Below are 26,551 nucleotides of genomic sequence, written 5' to 3'. Positions count from 1 at the left end.
GCTGCCGCGGCGGCGAACCAAAGGATGTGCGATGAACCGACGTGATTTTCTGACGCTCGCAGGCGCCGCGGTCGCTGCCGGCGTGTCGATGTGGCAAGCGCCCGCGATGGCGGCTGCCGCGACGCCGGCCGGGCGCAAGTCCGCGACCGGGTATGCGAACGTGCTGATCCTCGTCGAGTTGAAGGGCGGCAACGACGGCCTCAACACGGTGGTGCCGTATGCCGATCCGTTGTATTACCCGCTCCGGCGCAGCATCGGCATCAAGCGCGACCAGGTGCTGCAGCTCGACGCGCAGACGGGGCTGCACCCGTCGCTCGCGCCGCTGATGCCGCTGTGGCGCGACGGGCAGGTCGCGGTCGTGCAGGGGGTCGGCTATCCGCAGCCGAACCTGTCGCATTTCCGTTCGATCGAGATCTGGGACACCGCGTCGCGCTCGGATCAGTACCTGCACGAAGGCTGGCTCACGCGCACGTTCGCGCAGGCGCCCGTGCCGCCCGGTTTCGCGGCGGACGGCGTCGTGCTCGGCAGCGCCGAGATGGGGCCGCTGTCGAACGGCGCGCGCGCGATCGCGCTCGTCAATCCCGCGCAGTTCATCCGTGCGGCCCGGCTCGCCGAACCGTCGTCGCTGCGCGAGCAGAACCCGGCGCTCGCGCACATCATCGACGTCGAGAACGACATCGTGAAGGCGGCCGACCGGCTGCGCCCGCGCGGCGGGATGCGCGAATTCAGGACGGCCTTTCCGGCCGGCGCGTTCGGCACGTCGGTCAAGACCGCGATGCAGGTGCTGGCCGCGTGCGAAGCGTCCGGCCCCGGCGCGCAGGACGGTGTCGCGGTGCTGCGCCTGACGCTCAACGGCTTCGACACGCACCAGAACCAGCCGGGGCAGCACGCCGCGCTGCTCAAGCAGTTCGCGGACGGGATGAGCGCGATGCGCGCGGCGTTGATCGAACTCGGGCGCTGGAACGAGACGCTCGTGATGACGTATGCGGAATTCGGGCGGCGCGTGCGCGAGAACCAGAGCAACGGCACCGATCACGGCACGGCCGCGCCGCATTTCGTGATGGGCGGCCGCGTGGCGGGCGGGTTGTACGGTGCGCCGCCGGCGCTCGGGCGGCTCGACGGCAACGGCAACCTGCCGGTCGCGGTCGATTTCCGCCAGCTTTACGCGACCGTGCTTGGGCCGTGGTGGGGGCTCGATGCGACGCGCGTGCTGCAGCAGCGTTTCGATACGCTGCCGCTGCTGAAGGTGTGAGGCGCGCCGCTCAGCGGCGGCGTGCGGCGCGCCACGCGATCCACAGCTTGCGGATCGGCGTGAGCGCAATGCGCTGGTGCAGCACCTGGTAGCCGTCGCGCGCGATTTCGTCGAGCAGCGCCCCGGCCAGCGCGAGCTGCGCGCGCAGTGTGCGCTGCGCGCGACGTTCGGCGGCGGGAATCGCCGCATCGGCGGCCGCGAGCGCTTCGCGCGCGCGGGTCGTCTGGAATTGCAGCAATTCGGTGAAGGCCGGGCTGTAGCGGCGATTCAGCAGATCGGCCGCGGTCACGTTGTAGCGCTGGAGTTCGTCGATCGGCAAATAAATGCGGCCGTGGCGCGCGTCATTGCCGAGCTCCTGCACGAATTGCGCGAGCATCAGCGCGCGGCCGACGTCCGCGGCCCACGGCTGCGGATCGGCCGGATTCGGCGAACTGGCGCGCGCAACCAGCGACGCGAACGTGCCGCCGACCTGCGCGATATAGCGCTGCAGGTTCGCGAAATCGAGGTAGCGCGCCTGTTCGAGGTCCATCCCGTAACCGTTGACGAGCGTGCGCAATGCATCGGCTTCCGCGGCGATTGCCGGGTGATGCTGCGCGAGCGCCTTCGTGACCGGGTGCGACGGCTGCCCGTCGGCGAGTGCCGCGAGTTCCTTGTGCCACCACGCGAGCTTCGTGTGTCCGACGGTCGGATCGCTGGTTTCCTTGACGGTTTCCTCGAGTTCGCGGCGCAGCGCGAACAGCGCGGTCAGGCGCGGCTGCGTGGCGAGCGGCGCCTGGCGCAGCGCGTAGTAGACGCTGGAGCCGGCGGGGGCGGCCTTTTGCTGACAGTAGTCGTCGAAGTTCACGGGCGAAATCGGGTGGGGGCGGGTTCGGGGGACGCGCGGCGGCGCGCTGCCGAAACGTCGAGCGCGGCATTCTAGCACCGCGGCACGACGGGCGCCGACGGGGCGAGACAACGCCGAACGGATCGGGTAGAATCTCGCGCTCGCCTGATCGGGCGTGCCGGTTTTCGGGCCGGCGTGAGAAGTCCCGGGCAAGCCCCGGGCGCGTGGAGCACGCATCTTGCGTCCCGCGCGATCAGGCGACGGAAATACGCGTGAGTGGCGAAATTGGTAGACGCACCAGGTTTAGGTCCTGACGCCCGCAAGGGTGTGCCGGTTCGAGTCCGGCCTCACGCACCAGAAGTCGAACGTGCCCCGTCAGGGCACGTTCGCGAAAAAGCGCTGCCGGTCGGCTGACCGCAGCGCTTTTTTGTTGATGGCCGTCAGCCGGGAGGATGCCGTTTGCGCAGGCACGTTAAATCGGCGGCATGTAACATGGCAAAGCCTTTTATACACGCGGGCTGTTCAACCGGGGACCGTCGATGACCCACACCATACGCACGTCGATCGGCGTTCTGGCGCTGATGCTGGCCATGCCGGCTGTCGCGGCCACGCCTGCCGACAACGTGGCGTGGAGCGCCAGACCCGACGCGACCGTCAGGAAGCCGCTGGACTGCTCCGCTTCCACGTCGACTTCCTCGGGGTGGCGGATCGCGGGCGGTGCGCCTCCTTCCGCGGAATCCGTGCTGAAATCGGTTGGTACGGTGCTGGCTGTGTCCGCACTCAGTGTTGTATCGAAGGGCAGCATGCAACAGTCCGGGAACGCATGCCGGCCTGCAAATGGCTCGTAGATGAGCGCTTCGTCGTTTCCGCCGCACTTATTCCCAAAAGCTGCGGATCGCGACGGCCACGATCACCGGCACCGAGAACACCAGCGGAATCGCGAAATACTGCGCTTCGCGATCGACGATCCAGCTATAGATTACCCACGCCGCGCCGATCGCGAACGTGATGAGGCCGACCGTCACGGCGGCGATGTTCAGGGCCAGCTTCGACGGCTGGCGGCGCGTTTTGGCGTTGTCGTTGTTGTCGCGCGGGGACGATTTCATCGGAAGAGTGCGGCCTCGTGCCGGAACAGGGGTAAAGACACAGGAAACCCCATCCGCACCGATCGCGCAAGGGCCGGCACGGGCCGGCCCCGTCACGTTCGTTCCCGCGCGTTACAACCCGAACGACACGGCCAGTTCGTCGAGCAGTGCGCGCTGGAACGCGACGAACCGCTCGTCCGGCTGCTGCGCGATCGCGAGGTCGAGCATCGGATCGGCGACCTCGGTGCGAATGCCGGCCAGTTCCTCGACGATCGCGAGCCCGCAGAACGGCACGTACGCCTCCGAATAGCCGCCTTCGTGAACGATCACCAGTCGCCCGCCGCAATGGCGCTGCGCGGCTTCCTTCACCGCGAGGGTCATGAACCGGTAGCTGTCGGTATGCAGCTGCATGCGCGCGAGTGGATCGACCGCGCTCGCATCGAGGCCGCTCGCGACGACGATCAGCTCGGGGCGGAAGCGCACGAGCGCCGGCAGCACGATCCGCTCGAACGCATGGCGATACGCATCGTCGCCGCTGCCCGCGAGCAGCGGCACGTTCAGGTTCGCGCCGACGCCCGCGCCTTCGCCGCGATCGTCCGCACCGCTGTAGCCGGGCGGGAAGCAGCGGTCCTGGTGCAGCGAGATCGTCAGCGTATCGGGATCGTCGTAGTAGATCGACTGCGTGCCGTTGCCGTGATGCACGTCCCAGTCGATCACCGCGACGCGCTCGATGCCGTGCTTCGCGCGCGCGGCTTCGATCGCGATCGGGATGTTCGCGAGCAGGCAGAAGCCCATCGGGCGGTCGCGCAGGCAGTGATGGCCGGGCGGCCGCGACAGCGAGAACGCGTTCGCCGCGCGCTTGCCGACGACGGCGTCGACCGCCGCGATCGCGAGGCCGGCCGACAGCGCGGCGATCTCGTAGCTGCCTTTGCCGAACGGCGCGAGCTCGCCGAGGTCGCCGCCGTTCGCGTCGCTCAGCGCGCGGAACGCGTCGAGATAGTGCGCGGGATGAATGCGCAGCAGGTCGGCGGCCGTCGCGGGCTCGGCGCCGCGCAGGTCCAACTGCGCGGCGAGGCCCGATGCCTGCACGAGCGACAGGAAGCGGCGCTTCGAATCGGGCGATTCCGCGTAGCCCGCGCTCGATGGCGGCTGGACCCAGCCGCCGACCGGAAAGAACAGCGCGTGCGTGCCGCCGGTATGCCAGAAAGTGCGTTCGTCGGTGAAGAAGGCAGTGCGATTCATGGATGCGTGACCTGTCACGGTTGGGAGGAAACGGAAGAACGGCGATCGATGTGGCGCAGCGCGGCGAACGACACGATCGCGACGGCCGTCGCGGCCGCGAACAGCGCGCGCATCGTGCCGCCGGCGTCGAGCATCAAGCCCGCCAGCAGCGGGCCGGCGGCGAGCCCCGCGCCGATCACGAAATTGAGCGTCGCGACGAGGCGGCCCGACGTGTCGATCTGCGCGACGGTCGCGAGGATGAACGGCAGTACGAAGGTCCACGCGAACTTGAACACGAAGATCGCCGCGCTGTAGCCGCCGGTGTCACGTAGCGCGGCGAGCGCGACGAGCGACGCCGCGAGCAGCCCGTAACCGGCCGCCAGCATTGCGCGCCGCGCGAGCCGGCCGCCCGCGCACGACGCGAGCGCCGCGCCGGCGATCCCCATCACGCTCGCGATCGCGAGCACGTTGCCGGTCGACTGCGGATCGAGCCCGGCCTCGGCCGCCGCGCGGCTCGCGAACGTCCACACGCTGCCGATCGCGAGATAGAACGTCAGCACCGCGGCGATGGCGAGTACGACGAAGCGTCGCGGCGTTCGCGGTGCGTCGCTGCGCGCGGTGTGCGCGGATGCCGTCCGCATGCCGAGCGACGACGGAAAGCCGCGCGACAGCGGCGCCGCGAGCAGCGCGAGCGCGGCGAGCCCGACGTACAGCGCGCGCAGCCCGAATGCGGCGAACACGTGCGGCAGCACGAACAGGCCGATCGCGCCCGCGATCAGTTGGCCGACGACCCACAGGCCGTACACCCGGTCGCTGTTTTTGCTCGTCGCCGCGCTCGTCATGCAGAGCACCATCAGCGAGCCGCCGCCGAGCGCGGTGAAGGCGCGCAGCGCGAGCAGCGCGGCAAAGCCCGGCATCCAGAGCGCGGTCAGCAGGTTGCCCGCGCCGAACACCGCGATGGCGAACGCGGCGACGCGGCGCGCGTCGATGCGACCGAGCCACAGGTACGACGGCACGGTCGCGACGCTGAACGCGCCGAGTTCGACGAAGAAGTAGATGCCGATTTGCGACGCGGACAAACCGAGCTGCGTCGCCAGCCGACCGGCGACGGCGGGCGCCACGAGCAGCAGCAGCGGCGTGATGGCCGCGAACACGACGAGCGCGACGAGCGTCGCGCGCGCGAATGTCGATGCGCGGCCGTCGGGCGAGAGGGCGGCATCGGAGGACAAGGTTTTCATGGCGGGATCTCGTTGACGGAATCAGAACAGGTGGTACATGCCGACCATCGCGCCGAACTGCGACGCGCCGGCGAGCGGCGTCGGGTCGTATTCGTAGACGGTCTGCGAACTCTGGCCGCTGTTGCGCGCATAGCCGAGGTTCACGTACGCGACGGTGCGTTTGGACAGCGCGTACGTGGTGCTCGCGATGAACAGCGTCGGATGGCCGATCGCCGGCGTGCGCGAATCGGTGTGGTAGACGCCCGCGTTCAGGCCGATTCCGTTCGATGTCAGGTAGCGCGCGCCACCCCAGACGATCGTGCGGGCCGCGTCGAGGTCGCCGGTCAGGCGCTCGACGCCCGCATACACGCTGAGCGGCAGCGTCGCGAATGCATAACGCGCGGCGAGCGTGCCGAGTTCGCGACGCCGCGCAGACGCGTCGGCCGCCGCCGATACGTCGCCGTGCGCCTGATGCAGCACCGCGCTGACCGACAGGCCGTTGCTCGTGTACTGGCCGCCGAGCTCGAGCACGCGTCCGGCGCGCGTATTGCCGGCGACGCCCGAGGTCGCGACGAGCGCCTCGACGTCGAAGCCGGCGAACGACGGCGACTGGTATTTGACCGAGTGGTCGATGAAGTTCGCGCTCATCGGCACGAGCACGCCCTGACCGCTGTACGACGCATACCAGAGCGGGTCGTAGAACAGCGTCTTGTCGAACAGCACGCTGAACTGGCGGCCGAGCGTGACGGTGCCGACCGGCCCGGCGATCCCCACATATGCGCCGCGGAAGAACGCGTAGCCGGGCACGGTCGCGGTGCCGTCATTGAGGTTGAGGCCCTGTTCGAGCTTGAACAGCGCCCGCCACCCGCCGCCGAGATCCTCGTGGCCCTTGATCCCGAACTGCGAAGGCAGGATGCCGTAGTTCTGCAACCGCACGGCCGAACGATGCCCGTCGGCGTGCGTCAGATATTGCACGCCGGCGTCGAGCGCGCCGTACAGCGTGAGGGCGGACTGCGCGTGCGCGGCGGCGCCGCATGCGGCAAGCGCCGCGCCGGCCGCGGCCGTGCGGATGAAGCGGGGTGTCGTCACGTCGGGTTCTCCATACCGTCCTGCATCGGTTTGTCGTTGGTGTTGTCGCGACGCAGTGTCCGCAGCGGGAAAACGGCCGAACAGTCGTCCAGATGAACGGTGCGGAAAACCCGCGACGCACGGCGCAAAGGCCCCGCGATGCCGCCGCGCGCGTTGCTGCGCAGCAGCAACCGGCGGCGCACCGTTCAAATGGATGGGGCTGGCGAGCGTTCCGGCGCCCCGGCCCGCCAAAAAAGCCGCTCGCTATAATCGGCCGGTGTCGTTGCGCACATCAGCAGCCCGACCGGGCAGGGGAGCGGAAGGTGAGGATCACGACGGATATCGGGCAGGATCTCGACGCGCTGCGCGACGTGCCGGCCGCCATCGTGCTCGACGAATTCGCGTGGCCGCCGCGGCCGTCCCGTCGCGCCGATTTCGACGGCGTCACGCGTGGCGACGCAGCGCAGCGCGCACTCGGCCTGATGCTGCTCGACCTGTACGCGGTGGCCGCGCAGTCCGCCATCGGCGAATTCGAGTACCGGTTCTTTTCGCTGCTGCAGGCGCTCATGCCGTTCGATGCCGCGTGGACGGGCGTCGCGACCCATCTGCCGACCGGCCCGGTGATGCACAACAGCTTTTTGTACCGGTTGCCGCACGCGTTCTTCAGCGACTGGAAGCGCGTGCGCGATTGCGATCCGCTCGCGCACCGCACGTTGCACGGCGCACACGGCCGCGCGGTGCGGCTGTCGGTTGTCGAGCCGGGGCTCGATGCGCGGTTTCGCGACTGGTGCGTGAAATACGGGCTCGCGCAACTGATGTTCGTGTGTACGCTCGATCGCCGCTTCGGCCTGACGACGTTCGTGTCGATCTACCGTCAGGGCCTGAACCGGCCGTTCGGCGACGACGACGCGCGTCGTTTCGAGGAGGTCATTCCGCATCTCGCGGCCGCATTGACGATCAATCGCGCCGCGCAGCTCACGCGCGAACGCGAGCGCGCCGACACGGTCGCGCCAGCCGCGCGTGCGCTGTGCGACAACTTCGGGGTGCTGCACCACGCCGATCACGGTTTCGACGACGTGCTGCGCACGGAATGGCCGGACTGGGCCGGCGCGCGCGTGCCGGAGCCGCTCGTCGCGTACCTGCGGCGCCACTCGGGCCGGCCGTTCGTCGGCGACGCGCTGCGCATCCAGTGCGTGCCCGTCGCGGGGCTGTTCCAGATCGACGCGCGGCCGCGCTCGCTGCTCGACCGGCTGAGCCCGCGCGAACTCGCGGCGATCCGCTATTACGGCGCCGGGCGTTCGCACAAGGAAGTCGCGCAGCAGATGGCGATCTCGCCGACCACCGTGCGCCACTACCTGCGCTGCGCGTACCGCAAGCTCGGCATGCACGACAAGAGCCAGATCGCCGGCATGCTCGGCGCGACCGGCGGCGCGACCGACGATGAAGCTGTGGAAGCCGGCGGCGTGCCGCGCTGAAGCGCACGAACGTGTGCCGGGCGGCGCGCACTGCGTTGCCAGAATGGTTGTGCACGCAACCATTGAGCGTTATGCTCGTCAGCTCCCAGGAGACGGAATGCCATCATGAAGGACACGAATTCGGGGTCGGTGCGCACGGCGGTGGTCGGCGTCGGCGCGATCGGCGGATTGCTCGCGGCCGCGTTGTCGAGAGCCGGCATGACCGTGAGCGCGTACGCACGCGGCGCGACGCTCGATGCACTGAATACGCACGGCGTGCGCGTGATCGACGAGGCGGGCGCAATCTCGTCGGTGCCGGTGCGCGCCAGCGACGATGCGGCCGCGCTCGGCGTGCAGGACTACGTGGTGATCGCGCTGAAGGCACAGGCGCTGCCGGCGCTGGCCGCGCGCATCGCGCCGCTGGTCGGGCCGGACACCGTGATCGTCGCGGCGATGAACGGGCTGCCGTGGTGGTTCACGCACGGGCTCGAAGGGGCAATCGACGGCGTGCCGCTCGATGCGGTCGACCCCGCCGGCGCGGTGTCGGCCGCGTTGCCGCCTGCACAGGCGATCGGCTGCGTCGTGCACCTGTCGTCGAGTACCGATGCGCCGGGTGTCGTGCGTCGCGGGCGCGGCAACCGGCTGATCGTCGGCACGCCCGATCCGCGGCTCGACATGCCCACCGCGCGGTTCGCCGACGCGCTCTCGGCCGGCGGTTTCGACGTCGAATCGACGCGCGCGATCCGGACCGAGATCTGGGCGAAGCTGTGGGGCAACATGAACATGAATCCGCTGAGCGCGCTGACCGGGTCGACGGCCGAGCAGTTGCTCGACGATCCGTTCACGCAGGATCTCGCGCTGCGGATGATGGAGGAGGCAGCCGCGATCGGCGCGAGGCTCGGCCTGTCCACCGGGATGAGCGGCCCCGAGCGGATCGCGGTTACGCGCAAGCTCGGCGCATTCAAGACGTCGATGCTGCAGGATTTCGAGGCGGGGCGCTCGCTGGAGATCGGGCCGATCCTCGGCGTGTTTCCGGAGCTCGGCCGCAAGCTTGGCGTGCCGACCCCGTACTGCGACGCGGTGCTCGGGTTGTTGCGCCAGCGCGCGGCGAACAGCGGGTTGTAGTGCGCACGGGGCGGCTGAATTCGCGGCCGCCGGCAACGCCGTCAACGCGACCACGCGCGCTTCGTGCGATGTCGGCCGCATGATGCAAAACGGGCCGCCCGGATCGCACGTGACGCGACCCGGGCGGCCTGTCTGATTCGTCGGATCAAACCTGCCGCCAGCGCTCGCCAATCCGGCGATGGCGGCCCGCCACGCGGCTCAGTCGTCGCGTTCGATCGCGTGCGTGACGACCTTGTCGAGCAGCCGCTCGAACGTCTGACGTTCGCTGTCGGACAGGCATGCGAGCAAGCCGTCGTTCCATTTGCGCACGATCGGCATGATCTTGCGATGCAGCGCGCGACCGTCGGTGGTCAGCGCGATCAGCACGATCCGGCCGTCTTCGTCGCTCGCGCTGCGCTCGAGCAGCCCCTGGCGCAGCAGCGCTTCCGCCGCGCGGCTCGCCTGGCTCTTGTCGAGATTGGTGTGGCGCGCGAGATCCATGATCGAGAACGGGCCGAATGCGCCGACGGCGGCGATCACGCGCGCCTCGGGCAGCGAGATGTCGAGCTTGTGCCGGTACACCTCGCCGATCCCGCGGTCGGAGCGCTTCGTGAGCGCATGGAGGCGATAGGTCAGAAACTGATCGAGCCCGGCTTGACGGCCTTTCATGTCGAATCCTGAAGAAAAAGGGCGGGCCCGATTGTTCCTGTATCGCGCGCTCGGGTCAACGGTCAGTGTGCACCGTACTTCAGGCGTGTCAACTGTTCCGCTTCGTTCGCGAGCAGATTGGCCGCGTCGCGGATCGCGACGTCGAGCGTGATCGGCCCGGGCGCCGGCGAAAAGCAGCCGGAGAAATGCTCGGACAGGCGCGGCAGCGCGGCCGGGTCGACCGCGCCCGACAGCAGCGACGCGCTTACGCCGGCAGCCCGCGCGTGCCGGCAAGCGATGAACGGCGCCTTGCCGTGCAGCGTCTGCACGTCGGAGCGGCCTTCGCCGGTGATCAGCCAGTCGGCGCCGGCCAGTGCGGCGTCGAGCCCGACCTGGCGCGCGACCACTTCGGCGCCGGGCTCGAAGCGTGCGCCGAGCATGTGCAGCGCGAAACCGAGGCCGCCCGCGGCGCCCGCACCCGGCAGATCGCGGCCGCGGCGGTCGAGCGCGGCTTCGAGCAGGTCGGCGAAGCGGGCGAGGGCCGCATCGAGGATCGCGACCTGGGCGGCCGTCACGCCCTTTTGCGGACCGAATACGGCGGTCGCGCCATGCGCGCCCGTCAGCGGGTTGTCGACGTCGGACATGCCGACGAATTCCGTTTCCTTCAGGCGCGGATCGAGCCCCGACGCGTCGATGTGCGCGATGTCGGCGAGCCGCGACGGCACCGGCTCGACCGACTGGCCGCCGGCGTCGAAGCATTGCAGGCCGAGGCCCGCGAGCAACCCGGCGCCCGCGTCGTTGGTGCTGCTGCCGCCGAGCGCGACGAAGAAGCGGCGCACGCCGTCGTCGAGCAGCGTGCGGATTGCGTCGCCCATCCCGCGCGTGCTGCGCGCGTCGACCGGCACGCTCATGCCGACCGCGTCGGTGATCCCGACGATCTCGGCCGTCTCGACGATCGCGGTGCGCGCATCGATCACGCCGACCGCCGCATCGCGCGCCGCCAGCGACGCACCGGCCACGCGCAGCGTGCGCCGCGTGCCGCCGCCTGCCAGCATCGCGTTGAGCGTGCCTTCGCCGCCATCGGCCATCGGGCAGCAGCGCACGACCGCGTCGGGCCGCGCGCGGCGGATGCCGGTGGCGATCGCGTCCGCGACCTGCTCGGCGGAAAGCGAGCCTTTGAACGAATCGGGCGCGATGACGACGACAGGCGCGGACGGGTGGTGCGGCATGGTGTCTCCGGAAGGCGTTATTGGTGTGAAGAATGAGCGGTCGGGCCACGAGAGTGGCTCACACGCTATCGGAGCTTACAGGATGGCGCGCGCGCGGTGGATACGCCGTTCGGCATAGCCGCGATCCGCGTGCATGGGCCGTGTAACGGGCCGTCGACGGCGCGGGACGCACGCGTGTCGCACCGATCTGGCCGTATGAGGAAAATTGTTTGCTAGAATACTCGATTCTTCCGGCCAAAGCCGTGCTCCGAGCCGCTTGCGCTAGCCATCCGGCGCGTGCAGGGATGGCGTGGCGCTCCGGCGCGGCGTGCGAGTGCGACGCACCGCATGCTGCAGGCAGGCACGGCAAGGAAAACCCGATTCGCTCGAATAATTTTAGGACGATTGAAGCCATGGCTAACGTTGTTGAGAACCTCGGCAAGCTTGAACGCCGTGTGACGATTTCTTTGCCGAAAGACACCGTGCAGAAGGAAATCGACGCCCGCATCCAGAAACTCGCGAAGACCGTGCGCATGCCGGGTTTCCGCCCGGGCAAGGTGCCGGTGAAGATGGTCGCCCAGCAATACGCGGGTCAGGTCGAAGCCGAAGTGCTGAGCGACAAGATCGGCCAGGAATTCTTCACGATCAGCCGCGCGGAAAACCTGCGCGTCGCCGGCCAGCCGAGCTTCGAGCCGAAGCAGGAGCAGGCTGAGAATGCCTACGCGTTCGACGCGACGTTCGAGGTCTACCCGGAAGTGAAGATCGGCGATCTGGCGACGGCTGAAGTCGAGCGCTCGACCACGTCGATCGGCGACGCCGAAATCGACCGCACGCTGGACATCCTGCGCAAGCAGCGCGTGCACTACCACGCACGCGGCGAAGCCGGCGAGCACGGCGACGGCGGCGACGACACCGCAGCGAAGAACGGCGACCGCGTGACGGTCGACTTCGTCGGCAAGATCGACGACGTCGCGTTCCCGGGCGGCACGGCCGAAGATTTCCCGTTCGTGCTCGGCGAAGGCCGCATGCTGCCGGAATTCGAAACGGCGGCGCTCGGCCTGAAGGTCGGCGAACAGCGTACGTTCGACCTCAAGTTCCCGGACGACTACCACGGCAAGGACGTCGCCGGCAAAACGGCGCAGTTCACGGTCACGATGAAGAAGATCGAATGGCCGCACCTGCCGGAAATCGACGCGGAATTCGCGAAGTCGCTCGGTATCGAAGACGGCGACCTCACGAAGATGCGCGCCGAGATCAAGGAAAACCTCGAGCGCGAAGCGAAGCGTCGCACGCAGTCGATCGTCAAGAACCAGGTGATGGACGCGCTGCTGAAGATTTCCGAACTCGACGTGCCGAAGGCGCTGATCGAGCAGGACCAGCAACGTCTCGTCGAAATGGCTCGCCAGGATCTGGCGCAGCGCGGCGTGCCGAACGCGAAGGACGCGCCGATCCCGGCCGAAATGTTCGTCGAGCAGGCCGAGCGCCGCGTGAAGCTGGGCCTCGTGCTGGCCGAGCTGGTGAAGGCGAACGGCCTCGAAGCGAAGCCGGAACAGATCCGCGCGGAAGTCGACGAGTTCGCGAAGAGCTACGAAGACCCGAAGGAAGTGGTCCGCTGGTATTATTCCAACCAGCAGCGCCTCGCCGAGATGGAAGCGTTCGTCGTTGAAAGCAACGTCGTCGATTTCGTGCTGGGCAAGGCAAAGGTGACGGACAAGGAAGTGAGCTTCGAGGCACTCGCGAGCGCATCGGCGCAAGCGTAAGTGTTGCTCTAGCGGCGTGCCGGCTGTCGGAGCGACGGCCCGCACGCCGTTTTTACGTCAAGCGCACGGTTGCCATTAATATGGCGATTGGGCGGGCGGCTTCCTTCCGTTCAATTTTCCATTCGAACAAGGTTCATTGAATGATCACTCGCGCTGAATTGCTGGACATGCTTGCTTCGAACGCGCCGCAGGGTTTCGAGGCGCAAGCGCTGGGGCTGGTGCCGATCGTCGTCGAAACGAGCGGCCGCGGCGAGCGTTCGTACGATATCTATTCGCGTCTCCTGAAGGAGCGCCTGGTGTTCATGGTCGGCGAAGTGAACGACCAGACCGCCAACCTCGTGGTCGCGCAATTGCTGTTCCTCGAGAGCGAGAATCCCGACAAGGACATCAGCCTCTACATCAACAGCCCGGGCGGCTCGGTGTCGGCCGGGATGGCGATCTACGACACGATGCAGTTCATCAAGCCGGACGTGTCGACCCTGTGCATGGGCCTCGCGGCCAGCATGGGTGCGTTCCTGCTCGCGTCGGGCGCGAAGGGCAAGCGCTTTGCTCTGCCGAACTCGCGCGTGATGATTCACCAGCCGCTCGGCGGCGCGCGCGGCCAGGCATCCGACATCGAGATCCAGGCACGCGAGATCCTGTACCTGAAGGAACGGTTGAACAACCTGCTCGCGCAGCACACGGGCCAGGACGTCGAGCGCATCGCGCGCGACACCGACCGTGATAACTTCATGTCGAGCGAGGACGCGAAGGCGTACGGGCTGATCGATCAGGTGCTGCTGAAGCGCCCGTGAGCTTAAACGGGGTGCCGCCCCGATTCGGGCCGGCGCCCTCAAACGTCCCGAGTGCCCTGAGCATCTGCGGCAAGCGCATCCAGCCGGCTCCGGTCGCGCCCTAGGCGCGGCGTCCGGAGCAATCGGCGTATCATGTCATTTACCTGTCCGGAGGCTCTACATTCATGGCGGACAAAAAAGGTTCGAACAGCGAGAAGCTGTTGTATTGCTCGTTTTGCGGGAAAAGCCAGCATGAGGTGAAAAAACTCATCGCGGGCCCGTCGGTGTTCATCTGCGATGAATGTATCGACCTCTGCAACGAAATCATTCGCGACGAGGCGGCTGCCGCCGGCGTCGAGGCCAGCCTGTCCCGGTCGGATCTCCCGAGCCCGCAGGAAATTCGCGACATCCTCGATCAGTACGTGATCGGCCAGGAGCGCGCGAAGAAGATCCTCGCGGTGGCCGTGTACAACCACTACAAGCGCCTGAAGCATCTCGACAAGAAGGACGACGTCGAGTTGTCGAAGAGCAACATCCTGCTGATCGGCCCGACGGGCTCCGGCAAGACGCTGCTCGCGCAGACGCTCGCGCGGTTGCTCAACGTGCCGTTCGTGATCGCCGACGCGACGACGCTGACCGAAGCCGGCTACGTCGGCGAGGACGTCGAGAACATCATCCAGAAGCTGTTGCAGAACTGCAACTACGAGGTCGACAAGGCCCAGCGCGGGATCGTCTACATCGACGAAATCGACAAGATCAGCCGCAAATCGGACAACCCGTCGATCACGCGCGACGTGTCGGGCGAGGGCGTCCAGCAGGCGCTGCTGAAGCTCGTCGAGGGCACGATGGCGTCGGTGCCGCCGCAGGGCGGCCGCAAGCACCCGAACCAGGATTTCATCCAGGTCGACACGACCAACATCCTGTTCATTTGCGGCGGCGCGTTCGACGGTCTCGAAAAGGTGATCACCGATCGTACCGAGAAAACCGGTATCGGCTTCGGCGCGACGGTCAAGAGCAAGCAGGAACGCGACGCGGGCGAGGTGCTGCGCGAAACGGAACCGGAAGACCTGATCAAATTCGGTCTGATCCCCGAATTGATCGGCCGCCTGCCGGTGGTCGCGACGCTCGGCAAGCTCGACGAAGCCGCGCTGATGAAGATCCTGGTCGAGCCGAAGAATGCGCTCGTCAAGCAGTATCACAAGCTGTTCGCAATGGAGCGCGTCGAGCTGGAAATCCGGCCGGGCGCGTTGCAGGCGGTCGCCCGCAAGGCGATCCGCCGCAAGACCGGCGCGCGCGGTTTGCGTTCGATCATCGAACAGGCGTTGCTCGACGTGATGTACGAGCTGCCGACGATGAAAGGGGTCAGCAAGGTCATCATCGACGAGAATGTCATCGATGGGGACGGCAAGCCCTTGCTGATCTACGAGGACACGCCGAAGGTGGCGGGTTCGAACTGACCGGCTTGCCGACGATGTTCAGCGAAAAAGGCCGTTCATGAGTCCGTGGGCGGCTTTTTTTCGTTTATCTTGTGGGTAACTCTGACTCGACACGCGGTGGTTACTTTCTTACCGAATATTTCCCGCACTTGAAGGCTTGCAATTCGTTGTGGCGGCCTCAATTACCGAACAATTGATTCCACTCATGGGGAAATGAAATGTCAGGCACCCAACTTCTCCCGCCGGAACGCATCACGCTCCCGCTGCTGCCGCTGCGGGACGTCGTCGTTTTCCCGCACATGGTCATTCCGCTCTTCGTGGGCCGGCCGAAATCGATCAAGGCCCTCGAAGCAGCGATGGAAGGCGGCAAGCACATCATGCTCGTCGCCCAGAAAACCGCGGCCAAGGACGAACCGACCGAAAAGGACATGTACGAGGTCGGTTGTATCGCCAACATTCTGCAGATGCTGAAGCTGCCGGACGGCACCGTGAAGGTGCTCGTCGAGGGCCTGCAGCGCGCGAAGGCGTTGTCCATCGAAGAACAGGAGACGCAGTTCTCCTGCGAAGTGATGCCGCTCGAGCCGGATCATGCCGACAGCGCCGAGACGGAAGCGCTGCGTCGCGCGATCGTGTCGCAGTTCGACCAGTACGTGAAGCTGAACAAGAAGATCCCGCCGGAGATTCTCACGTCGCTGTCGGGCATCGACGAAGCCGGCCGTCTCGCCGACATGATCGCCGAGCGCCTGCCGCTGAAGCTCGACCAGAAGCAGCACATCCTCGAGATGTTCCCGGTCATCGAGCGCCTCGAGCATCTGCTCGCGCAGCTCGAAGCCGAGATCGACATCCTGCAGGTCGAAAAGCGCATCCGCGGGCGCGTGAAGCGCCAGATGGAAAAGAGCCAGCGCGAGTACTACCTGAACGAACAGGTCAAGGCGATCCAGAAGGAACTGGGCGAGGGCGAGGAAGGTGCGGATCTCGAGGAGCTCGAGAAGCGCATCAACGCCGCGCGCATGCCGAAGGAAGCCAAGAAGAAGGCTGACGCCGAGCTGAAGAAGCTGAAGCTGATGTCGCCGATGTCGGCGGAAGCGACCGTCGTGCGCAACTACATCGACACGCTGATCGGCCTGCCGTGGCGCAAGAAGAGCAAGGTCAACAACGACCTGTCGAACGCCGAGCAGGTGCTCGACGAGGATCACTTCGGCCTCGAGAAGGTCAAGGAACGGATCCTCGAGTATCTCGCGGTGCAACAGCGCGTGGACAAGGTCAAGGCGCCGATCCTGTGCCTCGTCGGGCCCCCGGGCGTCGGCAAGACCTCGCTCGGCCAGTCGATCGCTCGCGCGACGAACCGCAAGTTCGTCCGGATGGCGCTCGGCGGCGTGCGTGACGAAGCCGAGATCCGCGGCCACCGCCGTACGTACATCGGTTCGATGCCGGGCAAGATCCTGCAAAGCCTCGCGAAGGTCGGCGTGCGCAATCCGCTCTTCCTGCTCGACGAAGTCGACAAGATGGGCATGGATTTCCGCGGCGATCCGTCGTCGGCGCTGCTTGAAGTGCTCGATCCGGAACAGAACCACACGTTCGCCGACCACTACATCGAAGTCGACTTCGATCTTTCGGACGTGATGTTCGTCGCGACGTCGAACTCGCTGAACATCCCGCCGCCGCTGCTCGACCGGATGGAAGTGATCCGTCTGTCGGGCTACACGGAAGACGAGAAGGTCAGCATCGCGCAGCGTTACCTGCTGCCGAAGCAGAAAAAGAACAACGGGCTGAAGGAAGGCGAGATCGAGGTCACCGAGCAGGCGATTCGCGACATCATCCGCTACTACACGCGCGAAGCCGGTGTGCGTTCGCTCGAGCGGGAAGTGTCGAAGATCTGCCGCAAGGTCGTGAAGATGCTGCTGCTGAAGAAGGCGTCGGGCGCGATCAAGGTCGATGGCGAGAATCTGGATACGTTTCTCGGCGTGCGCAAGTACGACTTCGGCCTCGCGGCGAAGGAAAACCAGGTCGGTCAGGTGACGGGGCTCGCGTGGACGGAAGTCGGCGGCGATCTGCTGACGATCGAAGCCGCGGTGATGCCGGGCAAGGGCAACGTGATTCGTACGGGCTCGCTCGGCGACGTGATGAAGGAGTCGGTCGAGGCTGCGCGTTCGGTCGTGCGCTCGCGTTCGCGTCGTCTCGGTATCAAGGACGAAGCGTTCGAGAAGCAGGACATCCACATCCACGTGCCGGAAGGCGCGACGCCGAAGGACGGTCCGTCCGCCGGCGGTGCGATGACGACCGCGCTGGTGTCGGTGCTGACGGGTATTCCCGTGCGGGCCGACGTCGCGATGACGGGCGAAATCACGTTGCGTGGCGAAGTGCTGCCGATCGGCGGGCTGAAGGAAAAGTTGCTGGCGGCGCATCGCGGCGGCATCAAGCTCGTGCTGATCCCGGAAGAGAACGTGAAGGATCTCGCGGACATTCCGGACAACGTGAAGAACGCGATCGAGATTGTGCCGGTTCGCTGGATCGACAAGGTGCTGGAGCTCGCGCTCGAGCGTTCGCCGACGCCGCTGCCGCCGGAAGAAGAGGCGAAGGCTGCGGCGCCGGTCGGCGAGGCGGCGAAGGATGCCGGCTCGACGGAAGTCGTCAAGCACTGAGGCGCTGAACACCGTCGTTGCCGACGGTCGTTCCCGAAAACCCGCGGCGGTGTCCGCGGGTTTTTTTACGCGCATCGGAATCATGCGAGCGCGTTCGTAAAAAATTCGCGCGCCAGGCTTGGCAAAATGATCGGGGATGAATTAAACTTGCGGGCTCGCTGATTGTTGATGCGCAAACGCAGATCGCAGTCAGAACGAATCGGAAACGGGTGCTTAGCTCAGCTGGTAGAGCGGCGCCCTTACAAGGCGTAGGTCGGGGGTTCGAACCCCTCAGCACCCACCAGTTTCACGATTCAGCCAGACCAAGGAGCGGTAGTTCAGTCGGTTAGAATACCGGCCTGTCACGCCGGGGGTCGCGGGTTCGAGTCCCGTCCGCTCCGCCAAACAAACAACAATGCCCGCCTTGTGCGGGCATTGTTGTTTGTGCGTTCGGTTTGCGCCCGCTTGCGAGCGCGTGACTGCGGAGTGGCGAAAAGTCGCCTGTGAGGCTTCCGGATTCCGGTTCCGTTCGCGCACAGCATTTGCCTGCTTTTTTCCCGTCCCACCCCGTATGTTGTAATATCGGTCGTTTTGTCCAATTTTTCCGTCACGCATGCTCGATTTCTTCCGTAATCACCAGCGCCTGATGATGGCGCTCCTGCTCCTGATCGTGTTGCCGGGGCTGGGTTTCGTCGGGATCCAAGGCTTCCGCGGCTTCTTCGACGACAGTGCGAACGTCGCGGCGGTCAACGGGCACAAGATCACGCGGGTCGAATTCGACGGCGCGTTCCGCCAGCAGATCGACCAGGCGCGCCAGGCGCTCGGTGGGCAGTTCGACATCAAGATGTTCGACACGCCCGAGCATCGCAAGCAGGTGCTCGACGGCCTGATCCAGCAACGCGTGCTGGCCGACGAGACGCAGCGTCTGCACCTGACCGCGTCCGACAACGCGGTGCGCGACGCGCTGATGAGCGACCCGATGATCGCGTCGCTGAAGAAGCCCGACGGCACGATCGACGTCGAACGCTATGCGCAACTGCTGTCATTCCAGGGGATGACGCCCGAGCAGTATCAGGAGCGCGTGCGTTACAGCCTGTCGCTGCAACAGATTCCGGCCAGCATCGTGTCGAGCGCGTTCACGCCGAAGAGCCTCGCGCAACGCCTGTCCGAACTCGCCGCGCAGCAGCGTGAAGTGCAGGCGCTCGTGCTGAAGACGAGCGACTTCGCAGCGAAGGTCCAGCCGACCGACGCGCAGCTCACCGCGTACTACGACGCGCACAAGCAGAGCTTCGCGACGCCGGAAACCGCGACGATCCAGTACCTCGTCTATTCGCCGGCCGCGGCGGCCGCGAGCGCGCAGCCGACCGAAGCGGACATCAAGAAGTTCTACGACGACAACCCGACGCACTTCCGTACCGAAGCGCAGGTGCGCGTGAGCCACATCTTCATCGCCGCGCCGGGCAGCGCCAGCGCGGCCGACAAGGCGGCCGCGAAAGCGAAGGCCGAGCAACTGCTCGCCGACGTGAAAGCGCATCCCGATCAATTTGCGCAGATCGCGCAGAAGAACTCGCAGGACGCGCCGTCGGCGGCGAAGGGCGGCGACCTCGGCTTCATCACGCGCGGTTCGACCGCGGGCGGCAAGGCGTTCGACGATGCCGCGTTCTCGCTCAAGCAGGGCGACGTGAGCGGTCTCGTGCAGTCGGATCTCGGTTTCCACATCCTGAAGGCGACCGAAGTGAAGCCGGCCGTCGTCAAGCCGTTCGCGGAAGTGAAAGACCAGATCGCGATCGACCTGAAGCAGCAGTACGCAGCGAAGGCGTTCTCGGACAATGCGGAAGGTTTCACGTCGACCGTCTACGAAAAGGCGAAGACGCTGCAGCCGGCCGCGGACAAGTACAAGCTGACGATCCAGACGGCCACCGTCACGCCGACGCCGAATCCGCAGTTGCCGCCGACGAGCCCGCTGAACAATCCGAAGTTCCTGGCCGCCGTGTTCGCGAACGACGCGGTGAAGAACCAGAACAACACGCAGGCGATCGACGTCGGCAACAACACGCTGATCTCGGCGCGCGTGACCGAGCACAAGCCGGCTGCGGTGCCCGCGCTCGACGCGATCAAGGACGTCGTGCGCCAGAAGGTCATCGCCGAGCAGGCCGCGGAACTCGCGAAGAAGGACGGTGCGGCGAAGCTGGCCGAATTGCAGAAGTCGAAGTCGGCCGACGGCTTTACGGCCGCGCAGAAGGTGTCGCGCACGCAGTCGCAGGGCCTGACGCCGGCTGCGCTGAGCGCCGTCTACAAGGTCGATGCGAAGACGCTGCCGGCTTACGTCGGTGTCGACCTCGGTGCGGACGGCTATGCGATCTACCGCGTGAACGCGGTGATCCCCGGTTCCGCGGTCGATCCGCAGCAACTGGCCGCCGCGCAGCAGCAGATGGCGCAGGTCGACGCGCAAAGCGAAGGCGAAGCGTACCTCGCCGCGCTGCGCGATCGCTCGAAGGTGAAGCTGTACGGCAGCACGACGGCCAGCCAGCAGCAGGACGGCGACAACTGAGCATCGTTTCGCCCGCAACCATCGAAAAGCCCCGCTCGAAGCGGGGCTTTTTGTTTTCCGGTGCAGCCGCGGTCAGCCGTGCGGCTTGCCGAGCAGCGGCTTCAGCGCCGGCCATACGTTGTCGAGCAGGATGCCCTGGGCCTGCCGTGCCGGGTGCATCTGGTCGGCCTGGAACATCTCGGGCTTGTTCTCGATGCCGGCCAACAGGAACGGCACGAGCGGCACGGCGAGATCCTTCGACAGCCGCGTATAGAGCGCATGGAACTTCTGCGTGTAGTCGGGGCCGTAATTGGGCGGCACGTACATGCCGACCAGCACGACCTTTGCCTGCGCACGTCGCGCGCCGGCGATGATATCGCGCAGGTTCTGTTCGGTCGTCGCGAGCGGCACGCCGCGCAGCGCATCGTTCGAACCGAGTTCGACGACGACGATCGACGGCTTGAGCCGCTGCAGCACCGCGGGCAGCCGCGCACGGCCGCCGCTCGTGGTGTCGCCGCTGACGCTGGCGTTCGCGACGCTATAATCGATTCGCTCGGTCGCGAGCCGTTGCCGCAGCAACGCCACCCAGCCGGTGTCGCGCGGCAATCCGTATTCGGCCGACAGGCTGTCGCCGAGCACGACGATCACGGGCGGGCTCGATGCCGGCGCCGTCGCAGCGCGTACGGGCACGGTGACGGCCAGCAGGGTGCCCAGCAGCGCGGCGGTCGCCGCGCGTCTTTTCCAGCGAAATGTCGTGTCCATGTTCAAGATTACCGATCCGATCATCGAAGTCCATGACGTGTTCAAGCGGGTTGCCGATGCAACGGGCGAGCTGACGATCCTCGACGGCATCACGCTCGCCGTGCAGCCGGGCAGCAGCCTCGCGATCGTCGGCGCGTCGGGGTCGGGCAAATCGACGCTGCTCGGCTTGCTCGCAGGGTTGGACAGCGCGACGAGCGGCACGGTTCGCCTGCTCGGCCGCGTGCTCGACCAGCTCGACGAGGACGAGCGCGCGGCATTGCGCAACGGCGCGGTCGGTTTCGTGTTCCAGTCGTTCCAGCTGATGCCGCACCTGACGGCGCTCGAGAACGTGATGCTGCCGCTCGAACTGCAGGGCGGCATCAGCGCGCGCGATGCGGCCGACCGCGCCCGGGCGCTGCTCGTGCAGGTCGGTCTCGGCGAACGCACCGCGCATTATCCGAAGCTGCTGTCGGGCGGCGAACAGCAGCGCGTCGCGCTCGCACGCGCGTTCGTCACGCGGCCGGCGATCCTGTTCGCCGACGAGCCGACCGGCAGCCTCGACGCGGCCACCGGCCACGCGGTCATCGACCTGATGTTCGAACTGAACCGCATGCACGGCGCGACGCTCGTGCTCGTCACGCACGATGCCGAACTCGCGCGCCGCTGCGCGACGACGGTCACCATCGACGCGGGGCGCATCGTCGCGCCGCACGCGGCATCGCGCAACGCGTGAATGTTCGTGCCGGCCGCGCGGCGTGAAGCGCGCGGCCGGCACGGGCATGACGCCGTCGCGTCAGTGCTTCAACGCTTGAGCGCCGCGCGGGCGCGCTCGATCAGCGCGGTGGTCGACGAGTCGTGCTTCGCCGGATCGACCGAGTCGGCCGACAGATCGGCCTCGACGACCTTGCCCAGAATCTTGCCGAGCTCGACGCCCCACTGGTCGAACGGATTGATGTCCCACACCGTCGCCTGCACGAGCACCTTGTGCTCGTAAAGCGCGATCAGCGCGCCGAGCGTGCGCGGCGTCAGCGCATCGACGAGCAGCGTCGTGGTCGGGCGGTTGCCGGGGAACGTCAGGTGCGGCGCGAGCGCCTCCTTGCCCGGCCCGGCGATCTTGCGCGCTTCTTCCAGCGTGCGGCCGAGCATCAGCGCCTCGCTCTGCGCGAAGCAGTTCGCGAGCAGCTTCGGATGATGGCTCGCGAGCGGATGCTCGGGCGTCAGCACCGCGATGAAGTCGATCGGCACGATCGTTGGCCCCTGGTGCAGCATCTGGAAGAACGCATGCTGGCCGTTGGTGCCCGGCTCGCCCCACGTGACGGCCGACGTCGGGTAGTCGACGAAGGCGCCGTCCAGGCGCGCGGATTTGCCGTTGCTCTCCATTTCGAGCTGCTGCAGGTACGACGGCAGGTAGTGCAGCGCTTCCGAGTACGGTGCGACGAGATAGCTCTGCGAGCCGAAGAAATTCCGGTACCAGATGCCGATCAGGCCGAGCAGCACCGGCAAATTGCGCTCGAGCGGCGCTTCGCGGAAGTGGCGGTCCATGTCGTTCGCGCCGGCCAGCAGTTCGTCGAACTGTTCGGGGCCGACCGCGATCATGATCGACAGGCCGACCGCCGACCACAGCGAATAGCGGCCGCCGACCCAGTCCCACATTTCGAACACGTTGTCCGCCGCGATGCCGAACTTCACGACTTCGGCCGGGTTCGCCGACACGCCGACGAAGTGCTTCGCGAGCGCGTCTTCGGGGCAGCCGCGCGCGACGAACCAGTCGCGCAGCGAGCGTGCGTTAGTCATCGTCTCGAGCGTCGTGAACGTCTTCGACACGATGATCGCGAGCGTTTCCTCGGGATCGACCTGTTCGAGCACGCGCGCGAGATCGGCGCCGTCGACGTTCGACACGAAGTGGGTCGAGATCTCGCGCGTCGCGACGTGGTGCAGCGCATGCACGACCATCTTCGGGCCCAGATCGGAGCCGCCGATGCCGATGTTGATCACGTGGCGGATGCGCTTGCCCGTATAGCCCGTCCACGTACCGCTGCGCACGGCGCGCGCGAACGTCGCCATCTTCGCGCGCTCGGCGCTCACCTGCGCGTGGAACGGCGCCTGTGGATCGGTCGCGCGCAGTGCGGTGTGCAGCGCCGCGCGGCCTTCGGTCGGGTTGACGACCTCGCCCGCGAACATCGCGTCGCGGCGCGCTTCGACGCCGGCGTCGCGCGCGAGCTGCACGAGCAGGCGCAGCGTTTCGTCGTCGATGCGGTTCTTCGAGAAATCGGCCGCGAGACCGCCGCCCGGAATCGTGAAGCGTTCGGCGCGGGTCGGCGCGCGATCGTTTTCCGGCGCGAACCAGTCGCGCAGCCGCGCGTGGCGGATCTGTTCGAAGTGGGATTGAAGGGCAGTCCAGGCGGGGAGCGATTTCAGCGTCATGGCGGTTCGAGTGAAGCGTGAATCGGGAGGAATGCCGCGCCGGCTCATCGTGATCGGAAAGCCGGCGGACGAGAAGGCCCGCCGTGCGGCGGGGCAGTCAGTATAGCGGCGTTACGTGTCGGCGCGCGGCGACGGATAAAAAAGGCGATTGATCAGCGTACGCACCATCGGCGCGAGCTCGCCGGCGGTGAGCCCGGCCGGGCCGGTGCCGGTCGCGGTCAGCGTGTCGGCCGCGAGGCCGTGCAGGTAGACGCCGGCCAGCGCGGCTTCGTACGGCGCGACCCGCTGCGCGAGCAGCGCGCCGATCAGGCCGCCGAGCACGTCGCCGGTGCCGCCGGTGGCGAGCGCCGCGTTGCCGGTCGGGTTGATCGTCACGCGGCCGTCGGGCGCCGCAATCACCGTACCCGAGCCTTTCAGCACGACGATGGCCGCGTAACGCGCGGCGAGCGCCTGCGCGGCCGCGACGCGATCGCGCTGCACGGCGGCCGTGTCGCCGCCGAGCAGGCGCGCGGCTTCGAGCGGATGCGGCGTCAGCACGCACGGATTGCCGTGTGCGCCACGCGCGGCGACGGCGGTCGCGAGGTCCGCGTGCGTCGCGACGAGGTTCAGCGCGTCGGCATCGAGCAGCGTCGCCGTGTCGTGCGCGAGCACGTCGCGCACGAGTGTCGCCGCGGCTTCGCGCGTGCCGAGCCCGCAACCGGCCGCGATCGCGGTCATCGCGCCGGGGTCGAGCGTGTCGGCCGGATGCAGCATCAGTTCGGGGAACGGCGGGTCGTACGGCGGCGCGCCCGCGCCGAGGAAGCCGACGTGCACCTTGCCGGCGCCCGCGAACAGCGCGGCGCGCGCGGCGAGGATCGGCGCGCCGCACATGCCGGTGTCGCCGCCGAGCACCGCGAGGCTGCCGTACGTGCCCTTGTGGGACGCGAACGCGCGCGCGGGCAGCGCCGCGGCGAACCGCGCGGGCGCGTTCAGCACGATGGCCGGCGCGGCGGGCGGCGCGACGTCGAGCGACGCGACGTGGATTTCGCCGGCGAGATCGCGGCCGTCGCCCGTGTAGAGGCCGGGCTTCGCGCCGATGAAGGTGAGCGTCTGCGTGGCCGCCACGGCGACGCCCGCGCCGACGATGCGGCCCGTGTCGCTGTCGAGCCCGCTGGGCACGTCGAGCGCGAGCACGCGGCCGCCGCCGCGCGCATGGGTGGCGATGCGTGCTGCCTGCTCGGCGAACGCGCCATCGAGCGCGCGGCCGAGACCGATGCCGAACAGCCCGTCGACGACCCACGCATAGCCCTCCAGCGACGCGGGCGGGGTGGCCGACAGCGGCACGCCGGCCGAGCGTGCGAGACCGAGCGCCCATTGCGCGTCGTCCGGCTTGACCGGCACCGGCATCCACGCATGCGTCGCGACGCCGAGCTGCTGGAGTTGCGCGGCGGCCACCAGCGCGTCGCCGCCGTTGTTGCCGGGGCCGACCGCGAACCAGACGGGGCGATCGTCGCCGGCGACGCGCTCGGACAGCCAGCGCGCGGCGGCCGCGCCGGCGCGGCCCATCAGCGTGTGCGGCGGCAGCGCGGCGGCGGCGTCGGCTTCGGCCGCGCGCAGGTCGGCGACGCGCAGCAGCGCGATCGGATCGGAATCGGGGAACGGGGGGCGAACGGGGGGAGCGGGGGTAACGGTCATCGCGGGATCGTGGCGGCTGGCAAGGATGCCGCCACGGGCCGGCCCGCGGCGGTCAGGTCGTGAAGCGGCCGGCGTTCAGCGCGGCGAGCGTGTCGGCGGGCCAGTGCTGGACGTTGCCGCCCAGATAGTCGGTCACCACTTTAGCAGACCCGCACGCGAGGCCCCAGCCGGCCGGGCCATGGCCGAAATTGACGAACACGCGCGGATGCGGGGTCGGACCCACGACGGGCAAGCCGTCCGGCGACAGCAGTTGCATGCCTTGCCACGACAGCGCGGCCGAGATCTTCGCGGCGCCGGGCACCCAGTCGTGGACGGCCTGGCCGAGCAGCGCGAGCGCGGCCTCCGACAGCGGCTCGGCGAGCGGCTTCGCGGTATCCGCCAGGCTCTGCAGCACGGCGGCCCCGCCGATGCGCAGCCGCTGGTGGGTGCGCGTGATCGAGATCCGCTTGATCGAATCGACGACGCTCAGGTGCGGCGCATGTTCTTCGTACGCGACCGGCGCGGTGAGCGTATGGACGCGCACCGGGTGCAGCGGCAGGCGCCAGCCGAGCCGTTCGAGCAGCGCAAGGCTGCCGGCGCCGGCGGCGACCACGATCGCGTCGGCCGACATCACGTCGACCTCGCGCGCGTGCGCCGCGCTCCGGTTGCCCGGCGGGGCGAGCTCGACCGCGACGCGGCCGTTGTCGACGCGGATCGCGGCGACGTCCGCGCCGAAGCGGAACTGCACGCCATGCTCGTCGAGCGTCTGCTTGACCAGTTTCGCGAACAGCGGGCAGTTGCCGGTGCGCTCGGTTTCGAGCAGCACGCCGCCGGCAAAGCCGGGCTCGGCCGGTACCGACGGTTCGAGCGCCACGCATTCGTCGGCGGTGAGCGTGCGGTACGGCTGGTCGAGTGTGCGCAGCAGGTCGAGCGCGGGCTGCAGCGCGTCCCAGTCGCGCGGATCGCGCACGACGTGCAGGATGCCGGGCTTCTGCTCGAATTCGAGCTCGAGGCGGGCTTCGATATCGGCGAGCGCGTCGCGCGACACGTCGATCAGCGGGCGCAGCCGCGCGTACTGCGCGGCGAATGCATCGGGCTCGCGCAGCGTGCCGAGCTGCTTGACGAAGCGGCGCACGCCGCCGTTGAAGCCCGGCTTGTAGACGATGCCGCTGTCGCGCGCCTGGCGCTGGTGCATGAAAGTCGGGCCGAACCAGACGTCGAGCGGGCTCGGCAGCAGCGCGCCGCCGTCGCCGTAGGTCGCGCCTTGCGCGACGGTCGCGTGGCGTTCGACCACGCATACGCGATGGCCGGCCGCGCGCAGCTGGTAGGCGGTGGCGACGCCGCTGATTCCGCCGCCGATGACGATGACATCCATTGAGATTGCTTCGATGACGGGCGGCACGCACGCCGCCCGGTGAGAATTCGCTGAGGGCCCGGGCCCGGTGAACCCGGAATGATAGCGCCAAAAGTGCGCGAGCCGGCGGCGGGCGAGCATGGCCGTGCGGCCATGCGGCGGCGGCCGGCGCCCGGGCC

The 26,551-nt window shown here is 67.7% G+C and carries 22 protein-coding genes and 3 tRNA genes; 12 read left to right on the top strand and 13 right to left on the bottom strand.

The genetic code is table 11. The features are described from left to right. The first annotated feature begins 31 nt into the window (after positions 1-31). A complete protein-coding gene (locus tag JYG37_RS11845) occupies positions 32-1,252 on the top strand; it encodes a DUF1501 domain-containing protein (RefSeq protein WP_089488553.1) in 1,221 nt (406 codons plus the stop codon). Positions 1,253-1,262: 10 nt separating this feature from the next. Here JYG37_RS11845 and hpnD read toward each other — a convergent pair whose 3' ends face one another. Further along, positions 1,263-2,096 (bottom strand): presqualene diphosphate synthase HpnD, encoded by an 834-nt coding sequence (gene hpnD / locus JYG37_RS11840; protein WP_050013294.1) that lies wholly within the window; start codon positions 2,094-2,096, stop codon positions 1,263-1,265. 249 nt (positions 2,097-2,345) lie between these two features. Between hpnD and JYG37_RS11835 the strand changes: the two genes are divergently transcribed. Beyond that, positions 2,346-2,432, top strand: a tRNA-Leu gene (locus JYG37_RS11835). A gap of 148 nt (positions 2,433-2,580) precedes the next feature. Here JYG37_RS11835 and JYG37_RS11830 read toward each other — a convergent pair. The 6 genes from JYG37_RS11830 to JYG37_RS11805 form a co-directional block, all read right to left on the bottom strand. Further along, on the bottom strand, positions 2,581-2,880 hold the full coding sequence (locus JYG37_RS11830) for a hypothetical protein (RefSeq protein ID WP_050013293.1): 300 nt from the start codon (positions 2,878-2,880) through the stop codon (positions 2,581-2,583). A 70-nt stretch (positions 2,881-2,950) separates the two neighbouring features. Continuing rightward, positions 2,951-3,181, bottom strand: coding sequence for a hypothetical protein (locus JYG37_RS11825; protein WP_050013292.1), 231 nt, complete (start codon positions 3,179-3,181; stop codon positions 2,951-2,953). A gap of 111 nt (positions 3,182-3,292) precedes the next feature. Beyond that, entirely contained in the window at positions 3,293-4,402 is a 1,110-nt protein-coding gene (locus tag JYG37_RS11820; protein ID WP_089488551.1) for a histone deacetylase-like amidohydrolase, read from the bottom strand. Positions 4,403-4,416: 14 nt separating this feature from the next. Next, complete coding sequence (locus tag JYG37_RS11815; protein WP_050013290.1) at positions 4,417-5,619, bottom strand: MFS transporter; 1,203 nt, start codon at positions 5,617-5,619, stop codon at positions 4,417-4,419. A 21-nt stretch (positions 5,620-5,640) separates the two neighbouring features. Continuing rightward, complete coding sequence (locus tag JYG37_RS11810; RefSeq protein ID WP_213345432.1) at positions 5,641-6,687, bottom strand: porin; 1,047 nt, start codon at positions 6,685-6,687, stop codon at positions 5,641-5,643. Continuing rightward, positions 6,684-6,857, bottom strand: a complete 174-nt coding sequence (locus tag JYG37_RS11805) for a hypothetical protein (protein WP_235356189.1) — start codon at positions 6,855-6,857, stop codon at positions 6,684-6,686. The genes JYG37_RS11810 and JYG37_RS11805 overlap by 4 nt, the downstream gene beginning before the upstream one ends. Positions 6,858-6,989: 132 nt before the next feature. On the opposite strand from JYG37_RS11805, the gene JYG37_RS11800 reads away from it, so the two are divergent. Together JYG37_RS11800 and JYG37_RS11795 are read left to right on the top strand one after the other, a co-directional pair. Next, positions 6,990-8,141, top strand: coding sequence for a helix-turn-helix transcriptional regulator (locus JYG37_RS11800; RefSeq protein ID WP_050013287.1), 1,152 nt, complete (start codon positions 6,990-6,992; stop codon positions 8,139-8,141). A 105-nt stretch (positions 8,142-8,246) separates the two neighbouring features. Next, positions 8,247-9,245, top strand: coding sequence for a 2-dehydropantoate 2-reductase (locus tag JYG37_RS11795; RefSeq protein ID WP_050013286.1), 999 nt, complete (start codon positions 8,247-8,249; stop codon positions 9,243-9,245). Between the two features lie 198 nt (positions 9,246-9,443). Here JYG37_RS11795 and JYG37_RS11790 read toward each other — a convergent pair whose 3' ends face one another. Beyond that, positions 9,444-9,893 carry a MarR family winged helix-turn-helix transcriptional regulator gene (locus JYG37_RS11790; RefSeq protein WP_050013285.1) on the bottom strand — a complete coding sequence of 150 codons (450 nt, stop codon included), beginning with the start codon at positions 9,891-9,893 and terminating at the stop codon, positions 9,444-9,446. 62 nt (positions 9,894-9,955) lie between these two features. Further along, complete coding sequence (locus JYG37_RS11785) at positions 9,956-11,101, bottom strand: glycerate kinase (RefSeq protein WP_089488549.1); 1,146 nt, start codon at positions 11,099-11,101, stop codon at positions 9,956-9,958. A 392-nt stretch (positions 11,102-11,493) separates the two neighbouring features. On the opposite strand from JYG37_RS11785, the gene tig reads away from it, so the two are divergent. The 7 genes from tig (at position 11,494) to JYG37_RS11750 (ending at position 20,221) form a co-directional block, all read left to right on the top strand. After that, positions 11,494-12,840, top strand: coding sequence for a trigger factor (gene tig, locus JYG37_RS11780; protein WP_050013283.1), 1,347 nt, complete (start codon positions 11,494-11,496; stop codon positions 12,838-12,840). 140 nt (positions 12,841-12,980) lie between these two features. Beyond that, positions 12,981-13,634, top strand: coding sequence for an ATP-dependent Clp endopeptidase proteolytic subunit ClpP (clpP, locus tag JYG37_RS11775; RefSeq protein ID WP_006496351.1), 654 nt, complete (start codon positions 12,981-12,983; stop codon positions 13,632-13,634). Positions 13,635-13,798: 164 nt separating this feature from the next. Then, positions 13,799-15,070 (top strand): ATP-dependent Clp protease ATP-binding subunit ClpX, encoded by a 1,272-nt coding sequence (clpX, locus tag JYG37_RS11770; protein WP_006489345.1) that lies wholly within the window; start codon positions 13,799-13,801, stop codon positions 15,068-15,070. Between the two features lie 197 nt (positions 15,071-15,267). Continuing rightward, positions 15,268-17,691 (top strand): endopeptidase La, encoded by a 2,424-nt coding sequence (gene lon / locus JYG37_RS11765; RefSeq protein WP_050013282.1) that lies wholly within the window; start codon positions 15,268-15,270, stop codon positions 17,689-17,691. 207 nt (positions 17,692-17,898) lie between these two features. Next, a tRNA-Val gene (locus JYG37_RS11760) sits at positions 17,899-17,974 on the top strand. Between the two features lie 23 nt (positions 17,975-17,997). Then, positions 17,998-18,074, top strand: a tRNA-Asp gene (locus tag JYG37_RS11755). Between the two features lie 209 nt (positions 18,075-18,283). Continuing rightward, entirely contained in the window at positions 18,284-20,221 is a 1,938-nt protein-coding gene (locus tag JYG37_RS11750; RefSeq protein WP_050013281.1) for a SurA N-terminal domain-containing protein, read from the top strand. Positions 20,222-20,293: 72 nt separating this feature from the next. Here JYG37_RS11750 and JYG37_RS11745 read toward each other — a convergent pair whose 3' ends face one another. Continuing rightward, positions 20,294-20,962 carry an arylesterase gene (locus JYG37_RS11745; protein WP_050013280.1) on the bottom strand — a complete coding sequence of 223 codons (669 nt, stop codon included), beginning with the start codon at positions 20,960-20,962 and terminating at the stop codon, positions 20,294-20,296. Between JYG37_RS11745 and JYG37_RS11740 the strand changes: the two genes are divergently transcribed. Next, a complete protein-coding gene (locus JYG37_RS11740) occupies positions 20,961-21,674 on the top strand; it encodes an ABC transporter ATP-binding protein (RefSeq protein WP_213345431.1) in 714 nt (237 codons plus the stop codon). The two genes, JYG37_RS11745 and JYG37_RS11740, sit on opposite strands and share 2 nt — an antisense overlap. A gap of 68 nt (positions 21,675-21,742) precedes the next feature. Here the strand turns inward: JYG37_RS11740 and pgi are convergent, their stop codons facing one another. From pgi to JYG37_RS11725, 3 genes are all read right to left on the bottom strand, one after another. Continuing rightward, a complete protein-coding gene (pgi, locus tag JYG37_RS11735; protein WP_050013278.1) occupies positions 21,743-23,365 on the bottom strand; it encodes a glucose-6-phosphate isomerase in 1,623 nt (540 codons plus the stop codon). A gap of 111 nt (positions 23,366-23,476) precedes the next feature. Further along, positions 23,477-25,039, bottom strand: a complete 1,563-nt coding sequence (locus JYG37_RS11730; protein ID WP_213345430.1) for an NAD(P)H-hydrate dehydratase — start codon at positions 25,037-25,039, stop codon at positions 23,477-23,479. Between the two features lie 52 nt (positions 25,040-25,091). After that, on the bottom strand, positions 25,092-26,393 hold the full coding sequence (locus JYG37_RS11725; protein WP_213345428.1) for an FAD-dependent oxidoreductase: 1,302 nt from the start codon (positions 26,391-26,393) through the stop codon (positions 25,092-25,094). Between the last annotated feature and the right edge of the window lie 158 nt (positions 26,394-26,551).

This window comes from Burkholderia sp. LAS2 (assembly GCF_018417615.1).
Lineage (GTDB): Bacteria > Pseudomonadota > Gammaproteobacteria > Burkholderiales > Burkholderiaceae > Burkholderia > Burkholderia sola.
Note: the sequence above shows the minus strand (reverse complement) of the source record. Positions and strands in the feature narration are given on the sequence as shown.

Coding starts and splice junctions, on each gene's coding strand:
- JYG37_RS11795 (WP_050013286.1), top strand. CDS start 8,247: ATGAAGGACACGAATTCGGGGTCGGTGCGCACGGCGGTGGTCGGCGTC.
- JYG37_RS11790 (WP_050013285.1), bottom strand. CDS start 9,893: ATGAAAGGCCGTCAAGCCGGGCTCGATCAGTTTCTGACCTATCGCCTC.
- JYG37_RS11815 (WP_050013290.1), bottom strand. CDS start 5,619: ATGAAAACCTTGTCCTCCGATGCCGCCCTCTCGCCCGACGGCCGCGCA.
- pgi (WP_050013278.1), bottom strand. CDS start 23,365: ATGACGCTGAAATCGCTCCCCGCCTGGACTGCCCTTCAATCCCACTTC.
- lon (WP_050013282.1), top strand. CDS start 15,268: ATGTCAGGCACCCAACTTCTCCCGCCGGAACGCATCACGCTCCCGCTG.
- JYG37_RS11730 (WP_213345430.1), bottom strand. CDS start 25,039: ATGACCGTTACCCCCGCTCCCCCCGTTCGCCCCCCGTTCCCCGATTCC.
- clpP (WP_006496351.1), top strand. CDS start 12,981: ATGATCACTCGCGCTGAATTGCTGGACATGCTTGCTTCGAACGCGCCG.
- JYG37_RS11845 (WP_089488553.1), top strand. CDS start 32: ATGAACCGACGTGATTTTCTGACGCTCGCAGGCGCCGCGGTCGCTGCC.
- JYG37_RS11725 (WP_213345428.1), bottom strand. CDS start 26,393: ATGGATGTCATCGTCATCGGCGGCGGAATCAGCGGCGTCGCCACCGCC.
- clpX (WP_006489345.1), top strand. CDS start 13,799: ATGGCGGACAAAAAAGGTTCGAACAGCGAGAAGCTGTTGTATTGCTCG.
- JYG37_RS11740 (WP_213345431.1), top strand. CDS start 20,961: ATGTTCAAGATTACCGATCCGATCATCGAAGTCCATGACGTGTTCAAG.
- JYG37_RS11825 (WP_050013292.1), bottom strand. CDS start 3,181: ATGAAATCGTCCCCGCGCGACAACAACGACAACGCCAAAACGCGCCGC.
- tig (WP_050013283.1), top strand. CDS start 11,494: ATGGCTAACGTTGTTGAGAACCTCGGCAAGCTTGAACGCCGTGTGACG.
- JYG37_RS11785 (WP_089488549.1), bottom strand. CDS start 11,101: ATGCCGCACCACCCGTCCGCGCCTGTCGTCGTCATCGCGCCCGATTCG.
- JYG37_RS11750 (WP_050013281.1), top strand. CDS start 18,284: ATGCTCGATTTCTTCCGTAATCACCAGCGCCTGATGATGGCGCTCCTG.
- JYG37_RS11745 (WP_050013280.1), bottom strand. CDS start 20,962: ATGGACACGACATTTCGCTGGAAAAGACGCGCGGCGACCGCCGCGCTG.
- JYG37_RS11820 (WP_089488551.1), bottom strand. CDS start 4,402: ATGAATCGCACTGCCTTCTTCACCGACGAACGCACTTTCTGGCATACC.
- JYG37_RS11830 (WP_050013293.1), bottom strand. CDS start 2,880: ATGCTGCCCTTCGATACAACACTGAGTGCGGACACAGCCAGCACCGTA.